General features: G+C 44.7%; 15 protein-coding genes and 2 rRNA genes. 1 reads left to right on the forward strand and 16 read right to left on the reverse strand.

The annotated features are described in order from the left end of the window. Positions 1 to 37: 37 nt before the first annotated feature. The 3 genes from DYE48_RS17935 to metG all read right to left on the reverse strand — a co-directional run bounded on the left by DYE48_RS17935 (position 38) and on the right by metG (position 4,318). Positions 38 to 1,297, reverse strand: coding sequence for a G5 and 3D domain-containing protein (locus DYE48_RS17935; RefSeq protein WP_115824777.1), 1,260 nt, complete (start codon positions 1,295 to 1,297; stop codon positions 38 to 40). 210 nt (positions 1,298 to 1,507) lie between these two features. Further along, positions 1,508 to 2,281: a TatD family hydrolase gene (locus tag DYE48_RS17940; protein ID WP_115824778.1), complete on the reverse strand. Its 774-nt coding sequence runs from the start codon at positions 2,279 to 2,281 to the stop codon at positions 1,508 to 1,510. An 81-nt stretch (positions 2,282 to 2,362) separates the two neighbouring features. Further along, complete coding sequence (metG, locus tag DYE48_RS17945) at positions 2,363 to 4,318, reverse strand: methionine--tRNA ligase (protein WP_115824779.1); 1,956 nt, start codon at positions 4,316 to 4,318, stop codon at positions 2,363 to 2,365. A gap of 415 nt (positions 4,319 to 4,733) precedes the next feature. On the opposite strand from metG, the gene DYE48_RS17950 reads away from it, so the two are divergent. After that, a complete protein-coding gene (locus DYE48_RS17950; RefSeq protein WP_075038313.1) occupies positions 4,734 to 5,009 on the forward strand; it encodes an AbrB/MazE/SpoVT family DNA-binding domain-containing protein in 276 nt (91 codons plus the stop codon). Positions 5,010 to 5,131: 122 nt separating this feature from the next. Here DYE48_RS17950 and rsmI read toward each other — a convergent pair whose 3' ends face one another. The 13 genes from rsmI to DYE48_RS18015 form a co-directional block, all read right to left on the reverse strand. After that, positions 5,132 to 6,007, reverse strand: coding sequence for a 16S rRNA (cytidine(1402)-2'-O)-methyltransferase (gene rsmI, locus DYE48_RS17955; protein ID WP_115824780.1), 876 nt, complete (start codon positions 6,005 to 6,007; stop codon positions 5,132 to 5,134). Then, the gene (locus DYE48_RS17960; RefSeq protein ID WP_115824781.1) at positions 5,976 to 6,275 is read right to left on the reverse strand and encodes a GIY-YIG nuclease family protein; all 300 of its coding nucleotides are present in this window, start codon (positions 6,273 to 6,275) and stop codon (positions 5,976 to 5,978) included. Before DYE48_RS17960 ends, rsmI begins: the two co-directional genes overlap by 32 nt. Continuing rightward, a complete protein-coding gene (locus tag DYE48_RS17965) occupies positions 6,265 to 7,008 on the reverse strand; it encodes a tRNA1(Val) (adenine(37)-N6)-methyltransferase (RefSeq protein ID WP_115824782.1) in 744 nt (247 codons plus the stop codon). Before DYE48_RS17965 ends, DYE48_RS17960 begins: the two co-directional genes overlap by 11 nt. A 673-nt stretch (positions 7,009 to 7,681) precedes the next feature. Then, positions 7,682 to 8,026 (reverse strand): DNA replication initiation control protein YabA, encoded by a 345-nt coding sequence (gene yabA / locus DYE48_RS17970; RefSeq protein ID WP_115824783.1) that lies wholly within the window; start codon positions 8,024 to 8,026, stop codon positions 7,682 to 7,684. 15 nt (positions 8,027 to 8,041) lie between these two features. Continuing rightward, entirely contained in the window at positions 8,042 to 8,869 is an 828-nt protein-coding gene (locus DYE48_RS17975) for a PSP1 domain-containing protein (protein ID WP_115824784.1), read from the reverse strand. A gap of 7 nt (positions 8,870 to 8,876) precedes the next feature. Further along, positions 8,877 to 9,863 carry a DNA polymerase III subunit delta' gene (gene holB, locus DYE48_RS17980; protein ID WP_115824785.1) on the reverse strand — a complete coding sequence of 329 codons (987 nt, stop codon included), beginning with the start codon at positions 9,861 to 9,863 and terminating at the stop codon, positions 8,877 to 8,879. A gap of 13 nt (positions 9,864 to 9,876) precedes the next feature. Beyond that, positions 9,877 to 10,317 carry a YaaR family protein gene (locus tag DYE48_RS17985; RefSeq protein WP_089654615.1) on the reverse strand — a complete coding sequence of 147 codons (441 nt, stop codon included), beginning with the start codon at positions 10,315 to 10,317 and terminating at the stop codon, positions 9,877 to 9,879. 18 nt (positions 10,318 to 10,335) lie between these two features. Beyond that, positions 10,336 to 10,665: a cyclic-di-AMP receptor gene (locus tag DYE48_RS17990; protein ID WP_089654616.1), complete on the reverse strand. Its 330-nt coding sequence runs from the start codon at positions 10,663 to 10,665 to the stop codon at positions 10,336 to 10,338. A gap of 54 nt (positions 10,666 to 10,719) precedes the next feature. Further along, positions 10,720 to 11,349: a dTMP kinase gene (gene tmk / locus DYE48_RS17995; protein ID WP_115824786.1), complete on the reverse strand. Its 630-nt coding sequence runs from the start codon at positions 11,347 to 11,349 to the stop codon at positions 10,720 to 10,722. A gap of 2 nt (positions 11,350 to 11,351) precedes the next feature. After that, positions 11,352 to 12,767, reverse strand: a complete 1,416-nt coding sequence (locus DYE48_RS18000; RefSeq protein ID WP_115824787.1) for an aminotransferase class I/II-fold pyridoxal phosphate-dependent enzyme — start codon at positions 12,765 to 12,767, stop codon at positions 11,352 to 11,354. 270 nt (positions 12,768 to 13,037) lie between these two features. Beyond that, positions 13,038 to 13,220, reverse strand: a complete 183-nt coding sequence (locus DYE48_RS18005) for a sigma factor G inhibitor Gin (protein ID WP_089654619.1) — start codon at positions 13,218 to 13,220, stop codon at positions 13,038 to 13,040. A gap of 176 nt (positions 13,221 to 13,396) precedes the next feature. Next, positions 13,397 to 13,510: ribosomal RNA gene (rrf, locus tag DYE48_RS18010) — 5S ribosomal RNA — on the reverse strand. A gap of 91 nt (positions 13,511 to 13,601) precedes the next feature. Continuing rightward, a 23S ribosomal RNA gene (locus DYE48_RS18015) occupies positions 13,602 to 13,723 on the reverse strand; the annotation flags it as partial.

A 13,723-nucleotide genomic window follows, 5' to 3' on the forward strand; every position in this document is an offset into this window, starting at 1 on the left:
GGAAAAAAGCAGAGGAACGATTCCTCTGCTATCTCCATTAATCTAATATTTTAACTTTTACATTACGAGACCCGAATTTAAGAGCTTCACTCCTGGAAGGAACGAATAGATCGATTCGGTTTCCGTTTATGGCTCCGCCTGTGTCTCCGGCAACGGCATACCCATATCCCTCTACCCAGACGCGACTTCCAAGTGGAATAACGCTCGGGTCGACCGCTATGACTTTTTGGTTAGGATTCGCTTTCAAGTTGATGCCTGTAGCTGTAATACCGGAACATCCTGCACAATTAGCGGTGTAGGCCGTGGCATGCATATATAAAGTCTTCGCTTCACTTGTATCGTTACGCGAAACCGTCGTAGAAGCTTGACTGGAAGTAGAACGGGAAGAGCTAGACGAGTTGGATGAACTTGAAGCAGCAGCTGTCGCTTTTTTCTCTACTTTCGTTCCAAGAGCAACCACTTCTGTCTTACTCTCTTGTTCCACCGTTTCTTTGATCAGTTCACGGCTTGCTTCCTCGCCGTTTTTCAAAATCACTTCGTATTCCTTCGTAATCAACCCTTTTTCACCACTGGAAACGACTTTCTTTTCCCCTTTTGGAAGGGAGTCGTCCTTCTTTGTTTTCACTGTGAAGTCCACTTCCTCTTCCACAATGTCGGTCACTTTTTCAACTCTAGTAATCATGACCTTTTTATCAGAGGAGAGCTCTTCTTCTTCACTTAGATTCAACTCATCCAGTTCGTTCAGGGTGATTCCCTCTTCTTGAAGCAATTCGTCAACCGTGGATGCGGTCGTCCAGATTTTTCCGGATTCCCCGCCATCATTGACGATCACTTGGAAGGCCTGCTGGACTTCGATGTCCATGCCTTCTTTAATGAGAGCATCAGGATTATGGGAAACTTCATCCCGCTTGTTGAACTCCAGACCCTCCTGCTCAAAGAATTCCTCCACCGTCGAGGCTGTTGTATAGTATTCTTCTGTATGGTTACGATCGATGGCTAGATTGATAGACTTAGATGCTATGTACGTGACATCCATTCCATATTCAACCGGATCGGATAAGTTATGCGATAATTCATCATGTTGTTGCACAGTGACATCGAGCTCTGATAATAATTCATCGATAGTATCAGCATGAGTGCGTATCAGTTCTTTCTGCCCATTTTGTGTCACTTGCACAGAAGCTTTAGTAGCTTCATACGAAACGGTTACTAAAAAGGCGATGCATAGGACGGCAATCACAGTTGCCCATACCATCATGTGACTAATGGCTGATTTTAACAGGTTTCCTATTTTCATCCTTTGGCCTCCTTTCTAAAGCACGCGTTTTATTGTAGTCAAGTGACAAACTCATGTCAAATGGATCTCCTTTAAACAAAAACAGAGGAGTCAGCATGACTATCACTGACTCCTCTATTATGCTATTATACCTAGACGATTAACATAACAAACATGTTACAGTTCCCATACAATTGGATGAGTTTTGTAATATACCTTCCAAGGTCCCCTTTATTGCGACTGGATTCCAAAGAATTCGAGGGCATTCGAGGTCGTGGTTTCGCTGACCTCTTGATAGGAAATCCCCTTCAATTCAGCGATTTGTTCCGCAACGAGCTTCACATATGCAGGTTCATTTCGCTTCCCGCGGTTCGGATGCGGAGCAAGGAAAGGGGAGTCTGTTTCTACTAACAAATGCTCAAGGTCCACCGCTTTGGCCACTTCTTTCGGTAATTTTGCATTTTTAAAAGTGACAGGACCTCCTAAGGAAATCATAAAGTTCATATCGATGCATTCCTGCGCCGTTTCGACAGGCCCACTGTAACAGTGCATGATGCCGCCGACTTCCGCCGCATTCTCTTCCTTAAGAATTTCAACGATATCATCGGTCGCCTCACGATTGTGGATGACAATAGGCATCTTCACTTTCCTTGCCAAACGGATCTGTTTACGGAACACTTCTTTTTGGACGTCTTTCGGTGATTTATCCCAATGGTAATCCAGTCCCATTTCCCCGATCGCGACGACTTTAGGGTGTTGTGACAATTCCTCGATCCATTGTAGGTCCTCATCCGTCATATCAATAGCATCAACCGGATGCCAGCCTACAGCGGCATAAATGTTTTCATACCGCTCGGCAATGTCCATCGCTTTCGGGATCGTTTTCCTGTCAAAGCCTACAACGGTCATATACTGAACACCAGCTTCTTGAGCCCTTTCAATCGTTTCTTCCAAGTCCTCCTCGAACTGATCTGCATTCAAGTGGACGTGCGTATCAAACAACATTCATTCTCCCACCTTCATCAAATAATCGTCATGTAAAAAAAGGGAAAGCACTATGGAGAGCTTTCCCTTTTTGTTGGCATGTTATTTCACTTTCGTACCATTCTTCAACGTCTGGTCCACGGATGCTAAAGATAGGCCATTGTCATCTTCACCCGCAAGAATCATCCCTTCAGACAATTCGCCACGGAGTTTGACCGGCTTCAAGTTGGCTACACAAATGACCTTTCTTCCCACAAGATCTTCCGGTGTGTAATGTTCAGCGATCCCAGAAACAACTTGGCGCTGCTCATATCCGAGATCAAGTTGGATTTTCAGCAGCTTATCTGCTTTTTTCACCTTGTCGACTTTCGTGACTTCGGCGACACGGAAATCAAGCTTCATGAAATCATCGATCGTTACTTCTTCTGCTTGATCCTTCTTCTCCTCTTTCTTTTCTTCTTGTTGAGGAGCTGATTTCTTCATCATGTCTTTGATGATTTGAGTTTCCTCTTCCGCATCGAGACGCGGGAAAATCGGCTGGTCTTTTTGAACCTTCGTTCCTGCTGGCAGGATGCCGAATTCGCTTAGGCTCTCCCATGCTTTATGCTCATCTGCTGTGACACCAAGCTGCTGGAAGATGCGCTCAGGCGTCTGCGTCAAGAACGGCTGAAGCATGACGGCGATTTGCCGAAGAGATTCAGCCAGGTGAGCCATCACATTACCAAGGCGTTCTTTTTGGTTTTCATCTTTAGCCAGCACCCAAGGCTGTGTTTCATCAATATATTTATTCGTACGGCTGACGAATTTCCAAAGATCTGCAAGAGCCACAGAAAACTCCATGTTTTCGAGAGAATCTTCTACAGATATTCTCGTCTCTTGGGCAAGTTTTTCAAGGCTTTGGTCAAATTCATCTTCACCTAGTGTCAGTGCTGGAATTTCACCATCGAAATATTTACTGATCATCGCGACCGTACGGTTCAACAGGTTCCCCAGATCATTCGCAAGGTCATAGTTCGTGCGCTCAACGAATGCTTCTGGTGTAAAGACCCCATCAGAACCGAATGGTACTTCACGAAGCAAGTAGTAACGCAGCGCATCCAGACCATAACGATCGCTCAGTTGGACCGGGTCCACGACGTTTCCCTTGGATTTGGACATTTTTCCATCTTTCATCAAAATCCAACCGTGGGCAAATACCTGCTTCGGTAAAGGAAGATCCAGAGCCATCAGCATGATCGGCCAATAGATCGTATGGAAACGTACAATTTCCTTCCCGACAAGCTGGACATCTGCCGGCCAGTATTTTCGGTATTTAGAATCATCATCACTATCGTAGCCGAGCGCTGAAATGTAGTTACTCAAAGCATCGATCCAAACGTAAATGACGTGCTTTTCATTTCCTGGTACACCAATTCCCCAATCGAATGTGGTCCGGGATACCGCCAAGTCTTCAAGGCCTGGCTTAATAAAGTTGTTGATCATTTCATTCTTACGGCTTTCCGGCTGGATGAATGTAGGGTTCTTTTCGTAGAACTCAAGCAATTGATCCACATAGTTGCTCATCTTGAAAAAGTAGGATTCTTCTTTTACTTTTTCCACTTCCCCGCCACAATCCGGGCAGCGGCCGTCTTCCAGCTGACGCTCTGTGAAAAAGGATTCACACGGAGTACAATACCAACCTTCGTACTCATCCAAATAAATGTCGCCCTTTTTCATTAAGTAATCGAAAATTTTCTCTACCACTACTTTGTGGCGATTCTGCGTTGTACGAATGAAGTCATCATAGGAAATATCGAGTTTATCCCATAATTGCTTAATTCCGCTCACAATATCATCAACGTAAGCTTGTGGGGACACTCCTTTTTCCTCTGCCTTCCGCTGGATCTTCTGCCCATGCTCATCCGTTCCGGTCAAATACATGACATCATAGCCCCGCAAACGTTTGTAGCGTGCCATCGCATCACCCGCTACGGTCGTGTAGGCATGTCCAATATGCAAATTACCACTAGGGTAATAAATAGGTGTCGTTATATAAAACGTCTTGTTTTCCTCAGGCATTCTTTTCCCTCCTCAAAATCTTCATACCATAAGTCATAAAAGGTCATGGTATCATTCTATCGATTTATCTCCTTTATTTCCATTCCTAACATTAAAATATACCGAATTTTACGTAAAACTGTCAAAAGAACCAAACATTATAATTTCACATCTGTAAATACTCTGGTAAAATAAAATGTATATAGACAGGTTGGATAAACCAACCAGATATGGGATGAAAGGGATGGGTTGAGTTGGAAAGAGGCCTGGATGAAACGCTACACTCACCCATTTTCAATACCTGCACCAGTATGTGGAGTTGGAAATTCTTATCCCTTTTTAAGTAATTGACACGTCTGGGAATGGTTGGTACTATATTGTCGAGACATATGTCGAAACATGACAGCTAAACTTTTGATTGAGGGGAGACAGAAATATGAAATCTACAGGTATTGTACGTAAAGTCGACGAGCTCGGTCGCGTGGTTATTCCGATCGAACTTCGCCGCACACTAGGAATTAACGAAAAGGACGCGTTGGAGATTTATGTGGACGATGACCGCATCGTTCTAAAAAAATATAAGCCCAACATGACTTGCCATGTCACAGGGGAAGTTTCAGATGAAAATATGAAACTGGCAAACGGCAACCTAGTCCTAAGCAAGGAAGGCGCGCAAATGCTCCTTTCAGAACTACAAGACAACCTAAAATAAATTAGATTTAGAGATAAATAGAAAAGAGACGATTGACTGGTAATAGAGAGAAAAAAGACATATGTTAAAGCAACCCCTTACTGTTCACAGGCCTGACAGTAAGGGGTTTTTTGATGCTTTTTTTATTTTTCTTCTACATGATAAGCCTGATAGACCTCCCGTTTCGGGAGCTTCCGGTCTAAAGCCGTCTGCTTGATCGCTTCTTTATTCCTCATTCCATCGTTTTCGATATAGTGCTCGACGTGATCGACGACCGATAAGCTGGCCCACCACTGGCCATCCGCAGGTTCTACATCGTCGGCCCCTTCAATCACTACACAAAATTCCCCACGAACTTGTTCAGTATGAGACCAATCGACTAATTCTCCCAAATCCCCACGGACATATTCTTCATACCGTTTCGTCAGTTCCCGGACTAACGAGGCCTTTCTATCCCCAAGCACTTCATGGACATGGCTCAACATCTCTTTTAATCGGTGAGGGGATTCATAAAAGATCAGAGTAGCTTGAATGGATTGAAGCTGCTCTAAAACGGCAGCGCGATCTTTCTTTTTCCTAGGAAGAAACCCATGAAAATAAAACCCTTCTGTGGGAAGCCCTGATCCGGCGAGGGCAGGCAAGGCGGCATTCGCCCCAGGTAGAACAACGACTGGCACATCTGCTTCCACTGCTCTTTGGACGAGGTCTGTTCCAGGATCTGATATTCCCGGCATGCCGGCATCACTGACGATGGCGATATTTTCACCAGCGCGAAGTCTCTCAATCAACTCCGGCCCTTTCGTATGTTTATTATGTTCATGGTAACTAACAAGTGTTGTAGAGATCTCAAAGTGATTGAGCAATTTTCTAGAATTTCTCGTATCCTCAGCGCCAATCATATCCACTTCTTTTAAAGTGTGGACGGCACGGAAGGTCATATCTTCCAGGTTCCCAATGGGAGTGGGGACAATATAAAGCGTCCCTTGTTCATGATCCATGAAACTTTTTTGTACATTCATCCACGCTCACCCCTTCCTTTCTTTGTTCAATCCAGTATTCTTTCTCTTTCCTTGTCATCCGTTTCAACCGATATTCTTGTTGTAAGGCTTCTGACTTCGTTTCATACACCTCATACGCTTCTAATACTAGTGGGCCCCTTCCTCTCGTGTACTTGGCTCCTTTGCCTCTCTGATGCTTATCTAGTCTAGCTTCCAAATTGTTGGTGTAACCGGTATAAAGGGTCCCATCTTTACATTTGAGCATATAGACGAAATGACTATTCTCCATAAAGAATTTCCTTTAGTTCCTGGGTATATTCGTCATCATTCGTAAGGGCGTACAACGGAGGTGAAAATTTCAGTCCTGGCTTTCCGTCCCGGACTCCTTCAACCAGCAGAATGTTCGCCTCTTTTCCTTCTTTCGGATATACGAGCCGCATCCGTTTCGGTTCCAACTTGTACTTCTTGAATAGTTGAATAATTTCTACCATGCGCTCAGGGCGATGAACCATAGATACTTTTCCCCCGGACTTGGCAAGCCTGCTGCAAGACTCTACAACGTCTTCTAAACTGCAATGGATTTCATGCCTGGCGATCGCCAAATGCTCATTCAAGTTCTGTTCATCCACTTTTGGAGTAGGAAAATAAGGAGGATTGCATGTGACAAGATCGAATTTGTCATTGCCGTAATGGCCGGGCATGTCCTTCAAATCCCCATGAATCATATCAAGTTGATCTCCGAGATCATTCAGCTCTATATTACGGAGAGCCATGTCATAGAGCCGCTCCTGAATTTCCACCCCGGTAATCGGAACATTTGAGCGGGTGGAAAGAAAAAGAGGGACGACCCCATTCCCTGTACATAAATCAAGGATTTTCCCGCGCGTTTTTGGTACGTAAGTAAAATCAGCGAGTAACACCGCATCCAACGAAAAAGCGAATACGCTCGGGCTTTGTATAATCCGCATGTTTTCTTTCGCTAATAAAAAGTCAATTCTTTCATCTCCATATAATTGAACCATTTCCGCTTTCCTTTCTATTTCTCGCTTTATTTTCTATCACTATTAGCTCCCTATTCTGGAAGACTCAGTTTCAAGATAACCGGGGTTCGTTAGCCGTATTAGGAGGCAGGGGTGGTTGGGAAGCTACTCGCTTTCCTGTGGGGGAGCGCCGAGCTTCCTCGGACTTCGTCCTGCGGAATCTCGTCTATCTCCTTCTCCCACGGGAGTCTCGCAGCTTCCCAACAACCCCATTCCATGTGGAAGAGAAACGAACCCCTATACTAAGATGGTGCGTCTTCCACACCCTCCTCAGAAGCAGGCATAAGGGGCTCTATATCAGGCTTTCGAACTTGGAATGACTACTGGGTAGAGTATTATATTTGCTTGCAGCGTTTCCAGAAATCGTTTCGAGACAATTACATGGCAAAGGGGCGGAGGGGAATGGAGAGACTCCTGCGGGAAAAAAGTGCATGGTGAGACCCCGCAGGACAAAGTCCGAGGAGGCTCACCGCGCTCCCGCGGAAAGCGAGCCATTCCCCGCAGCCCCCATCCACTCAACAAAAGTCTCGAAACTGAGTCTTCCACAATCCTGCCAGATTATTTAATAATTCTCTTATGAAAAAATCAACCGAACTCAGCCATGATATAAAGAGAGCCCTTCCTCGAACGAGCAAGGAAAGGCTTGGACCTGGAATTATTTCTTTTTGTTCAAGAAAGATAAGCAAAACAGACAATCTTCGTCTCTCGGGCTGCCAAAATGAAGATTACAAATATGAAAGCCTTCTTCGTATAACCTCGCGAGGTTATCATAGCCTTCCCCGACGACCGCACCCTTGTCCTGTTTGGATCCTGAGGAAGATTGTTCTTTTTCATTCTCTTTCTCTAACCGTTGTCGCAAGTGATGATTTTCAAGCGATAAATGCTGGTTTTCTTCTAAGAGATAGGCCAGCTGTTTTTTTAAATCGCCGAGCTGTTCATAGAGCTCACCGATTTGACTTTCAAAATGGGATACTTGTTCAAATATGGCTTTCTTCTTCACGCTCGACTCCACCCTTTATTCTGAGGCTTCGGTTTGAAGAACTCCTTCATCGATCAGCTCTTGCAGAGAGTATTCAAGGACGCGCTCTTTGTCGCGGAATTCAATCTGCACCATACGCTCCAGCATATTAAGCCCGACGACTTTTCCTTTACCAAAGGAAGTCGCAATGCTTTCACCGAGGTCAGGAAGCTCTTTCTTCGCATTTTCGTAATCATCATTTTCGTACTTGAGACAACACATCAAGCGGCCGCAAAGTCCAGAAATTTTCGCTGGGTTCAAGGATAAGTTCTGGTCCTTGGCCATTTTTATAGAAACAGGTTCGAAATCACCTAAAAACGTTGAGCAACAAAGCATCCGTCCACATGGACCGATCCCCCCGAGCATTTTCGCTTCATCCCTGACACCAATTTGGCGCAGTTCGATCCTCGTCTTGAAGACAGACGCAAGATCTTTGACTAATGTACGGAAGTCCACACGGCCATCAGCCGTAAAGTAGAAGATGACTTTGTTACGATCAAACGTGTATTCGACATCCACAAGATTCATGTCCAATTTATGTTCACGGATTTTCTTTTCGCAAACCCGGTAAGCTTCTGCGGCGTTGTCTTTGTTTTCATCCACCGTCACTTTATCTTTATCATCTGCCATACGGATGACTTTTTTAAGAGGTAAAACAACGTCTTCTTCATCTATGGATTTATTAGCAATGACAACTTTTCCGAATTCGATCCCGCGTACGGTTTCGACGATGACATATTCATCCGTCGTCATCCGCAGTCCCCCCGGATCGAAATAATATACCTTACCCGCCTGCTTAAATCGGACACCTACAACTTCGATCATTCGATCATCACCTCTGTAGTTGAAGGGTAAGTTGTTCCATCACTAAATTAGGATGGACATTTTGATTTATCTTTCGTTTCGCCTCAAGAATATCCGTTAAGCTCCGCGCTGCTGACTGACGTGACCAACGCATAGCTGCCTGGTTCAAATTTTCTCTCTCTGTCGTAAAAATGATCGATTCTTCCCGGTCCAAAAGTTGGTTGATCACATCTTGGAACCAGAGCATCAATACATCCAGACCACGCTGCAGCTGCGTTCGCTCTTTGAAATGAGGCATCCACTGATGGTTGATAAACAAAAGTCCTTCATTTGGTTTATTTTGAAGCACTTCAATTAATTGTATCACTAGTTTTCGCACATTCGCAAACCACTCATCTTCATTCATCTCGAGGGCTTCTGTCAAGTTATTCGTTAACGATGACAAAAGTCTCGCATTCGATTCAGAGACACCTTCTTCGACCAGTTTCTCCCGGACACGCAAGGGATTCAGAGGCTGAAAGGCGAGCAATTGACAGCGGGACCTGATGGTATCAAGAATGGTCGGGCCGCTCTCTGTGATTAGCATCGCTGTCGTCTGCTGGTTCGGTTCCTCTAAAAATTTCAATAACCGGTTCGAAGCGTTGGCCGTCATTTTTTCTGCATCGACGATGATATAGACTTTCCGATTTGACTCCAGACCTGTGTACGTAAATTCTTTTTGCAAGTGAAGAATTTGTTCTTTTTTAATGGATTGCCCCTCAGGCTCTATCCAATGTAAGTCAGGATGGTTCCCTGAATCGATTCGGTGGCAGTCCCGACAACTCTGGCAAGGTTCCGCCCCTTCTCTGTTTTTGCAAAAAATGCTTTTCGCAAAAAGGATGCTCATCTCCCGTTTACCGGTTCCGCGATTCCCCTGAAATAAGTAAGCATGTGAAATCCGATCCTTTTTGAAACTGTTCATCAGCATTTGTGCAGCTAGAGGCTGGATGTCTTTCATTTGTGTCCAAGTCTGCATACTACTTCCGTCCTTACGTATATAAATTAATGAGCAAACCTTTGATTTCACCGATCAGCCCAAGCAGATCAACCGTACGCTTTTCTTGATCCATGACTGCCTCTGTCAGTTCAGAAAGCTTCTCATCGACTGATTCTACAATCGTCAACTTACGGGTCTGCCCATGTGCATTCCAACTGTGAGAATGCTTCAGATTCATCCCATATTGAACGGATTCTTTCATGAATTCTTTGATGAGACGCTTATATTTAGCCAAATCACGAAAGGACCGAGCCCTTGCCACCCGTTCCCCCTGTGCCGTTATACTATTCATCAGCCGGTTTAATTGGGCTTCTTGAAGCTGCCGTGATTGGGACTGCACCATCGCATCAAAACTAGGCTTCCCGTTCGTCTGATGAGAGGAATGTTTTTTTGCCGCATCCATCTGTGTCCGTATCTCTTGATTGATCTTCATTCTTGTACCCCTTCTAAGTTAAAACTGAAAAAAGGAATCGACCGGCAAAATAAATACAGTGGCTCCTCCTACCTCGACCTTTACTGGTTTTGGAATGTAAGAGTCCGCATTCCCCCCCATCGGTGAAATCGGTGCAACCATCTGTTCACGCTGGCTGCAATTATCTTTAATAATATCTAAAGCATCATCCACTTCATCATCATTACAACCGATCATGAACGTTGTATTTCCTTCTCGTAAAAATCCACCTGTCGTTGATAGTTTGGTCGTTTTAAAATCATTCTCCGCTAAGGCATCCGTCAAACGATTGCTATCCTTGTCCTGAACGACCGCAATGATCATCTTCATGCAATCATACCCTCCTGTTGGGTGTTTTCTCCTATTATAACAAATGGCTGGAAATTATGATGGCAAGTGACCACTTAAAACGTGGTACGCATCTTTTTTGACCGACTCGAACTGCTGATCAGCATCAATCACCTTGATGCGGTCCTTACTTTGCGCAGCGAGTCGTTGGTAGGCATCATAAACTTTTTCGTGAAAATCGATATGTTCAAGGTCAAGACGGTTTTTCTCTCTTCCCTGGTTCGCAGCAATCCTCTCCAACCCTCGTTCAGGCTTGATATCAAACAACAAAGTCAAGTCCGGCATATGATCATCGATTGCGAATTCGTTAATTTTAAAAACTTCATCCATGCCCAGGTCCCGGGCCACTCCCTGATAGGCAAGACTGGAATCCACAAACCGGTCACAAAGCACAATTTTCCCTTCGTTTAATGCTGGTATGACTTTTTCCACGAGATGCTGCCTGCGCGCAGCTGCATAAAGCAGAGCTTCTGTACGACCATCCATTTCTGTGTGAGAAGGATCAAGGATGACTTCTCTTATCTTTTCTGCGATGCGGATCCCGCCAGGCTCTCTCGTTTCCAGCACGGAATACCCTTGCTCTCTCAATTCTTTTCCAATCTCAAGCAGGATGGAGGATTTACCAGCTCCATCGCCACCTTCGAATGTTACAAACAATCCTTTCACATCTATTCTCCTTTAAAAACAAGAACGCCTTGTTCCATACCTGTATTTTGAAAGCGTGCACCCTGACCCAGCAAGGCATGCACCTGAGCTATGTGTTGCTCATCCAACCGCTCCCCCTTCATGACTAAAGGAATGCCGGGTGGATAGGGGATAATCGCTTCTGCTGCGACATACCCTGCAGCTTCCTGCCAACCCACTCTCACCACGTCCATTCTTTGCATGAGCGAATAGCTGTATTCCAGCTTTTGAATCGCTGGAAATTGGATTTGATTCTCTATTATTGTAGCACGGTTTGTTTGCTTTTTTAATTGGGAATCCAAGGTCTTGAGCCGTTCTTCCAATAGCAGCAAATCCACACTCGGAGCGAGTCCAAACACGAGTAAAACTTGATTCGTTGTTGCAAGTTCCGGTACGATTCCCACGGCATCCAGGGCATCCGCCCATTCAAACCCTGTACCGCTTAGAACCTCCAACGTAAGCTTCAACGGATCATCCGTAGCTTTCACATCCCAATAATTATACGACCTGAACAAGGACTTCACTTGTTCTAAGAAAGAAAATAGGTACTCCTTATCAGAGGCATTCCATGAAGCTAAATAAGCCCTTGCCACATCTAAACTCGCCATCAGTGGATAGGAAGGACTGCTCGACTGCAGCATTTGCAAATAATGACGGACCCGGTTCAGGTCAATTCTGTTTCCTTGTACGTGAAGGAACGAAGCCATGGTCATCGCAGGAGCCATTTTGTGCGCAGACTGGGCCACACCATCTGCGCCTGCAGTTAAGGCAGCCTGCGGGAAGGGGGGTCCGAGTTGAAAGTGAACCCCATGGGCCTCATCAATCAGTAAGGGTACACGGTAGCGATGAACGACTTCTGCGATTTTTTTCAAATCATACGTCCTTCCGAAGTAATCCGGGTAAGTCAAAAATACGGCTTTACTGTCAGCGTGGTCCTTCAAAGCTTGCTCGACATCCTCTGCAGAAACGTGACTATGTCGCCCTGTTTCCCTTTCATACCTTGGAGAGATAAATACAGGAGATGCACCCGAAAGTTCGAGAGCATTCAGTACGGACTTATGACAATTTCTCTGCACAATAATTTCGTCCCCAGGATGACAAACAGATAAGATCATAGCCATATTGCCGACCGTCGTGCCATTTATCAAGAAAAAGGTATGATCACTATGAAAAAATTCACTCGCTAACTGCTGAGCTTCTTGGATCACACCTCCGGGGGCATGCAGATCATCTAGTCCTTCTACTTCTGTAGCATCCAACTGCAGGATGGATTGAAACTTTTCATAGGCCTGCTTCTCAAACACTTTTCCATACTTGTGGCCAGGCACATGGAAAGATAAAGGGTTTTGTTCTATATTCCGTTTAAGCGCTTCGTACAGCGGTATATATGTAGAATCCATATGATTCACCTTCTTCCATGTTCAAGCTTACATAAATAGCCTCAGACAAGCAATACACCCTTTCGGCATAGAACAAAGTCTCAGGGTCCCTGGTAGATACGAATGTTTATATCACGCCTGGATATAGGTGCCCTTCCCCAAGACGCATAGCTTTTAGTGCTAGTGTCTGACGTTGATAACTAGATGCGGGTTCCCGCGCCAATAAAAAAATCCATCCTACATACAAGGATGGATGTGTATTCTTCTTCATAGCTGCTACGCTCATTTATATTAAGACGGAATCATAGACCGATGGGCTTTGGCCATACGCTTCACAAAGTAATCATACTTCGGGTCATCGGCAGGTGTGTCGATCATTTCTTCCTCACAATCTTCACAAATAAAAACCCTTAATAGATAAATTCCCTTTTCTGTTTCTTTTTCACATATACTGCAATGATCTTTACGACTCACTCGTTCTCCCCCTCCCTTTAATCACTACGTCTTTACACTTAGTATCTCCGAATCTATCAACCTTATACATTAAATTTAAAGAAAGTAGATTTTCATGGAACAGAAGAGAATGGATGAGTTTTAATATTAAAGTACAAAAAAACCTTCAGGAATCAATCCTGAAGGTTTTCCAAATGACGTGGCGGCGTCCTACTCTCACGGGGGTAAACCCGACTACCATCGGCGCTGAAGAGCTTAACTGCTGTGTTCGGCATGGGAACAGGTGTGACCTCTTCGCCTTCACCACCACATCAATATAAAGTTTGAGGTGAACCCTCAAAACTGGATAAGGAAACATCTTGTTTGAAAGAGTACAATCTTTTCACGAATGATTTTCATCAGATAGATAAGTCATCGATCCATTAGTATCCGTCAGCTCCACGTGTCACCACGCTTCCACCTCGGACCTATCAACCTCATCGTCTCTGAGGGATCTTATTTGCTTAAAGCAAAGGGAAATCTCA

The sequence above is a fragment of the Halobacillus trueperi genome (assembly GCF_003386945.1).
GTDB lineage: Bacteria > Bacillota > Bacilli > Bacillales > Halobacillaceae > Halobacillus > Halobacillus aidingensis.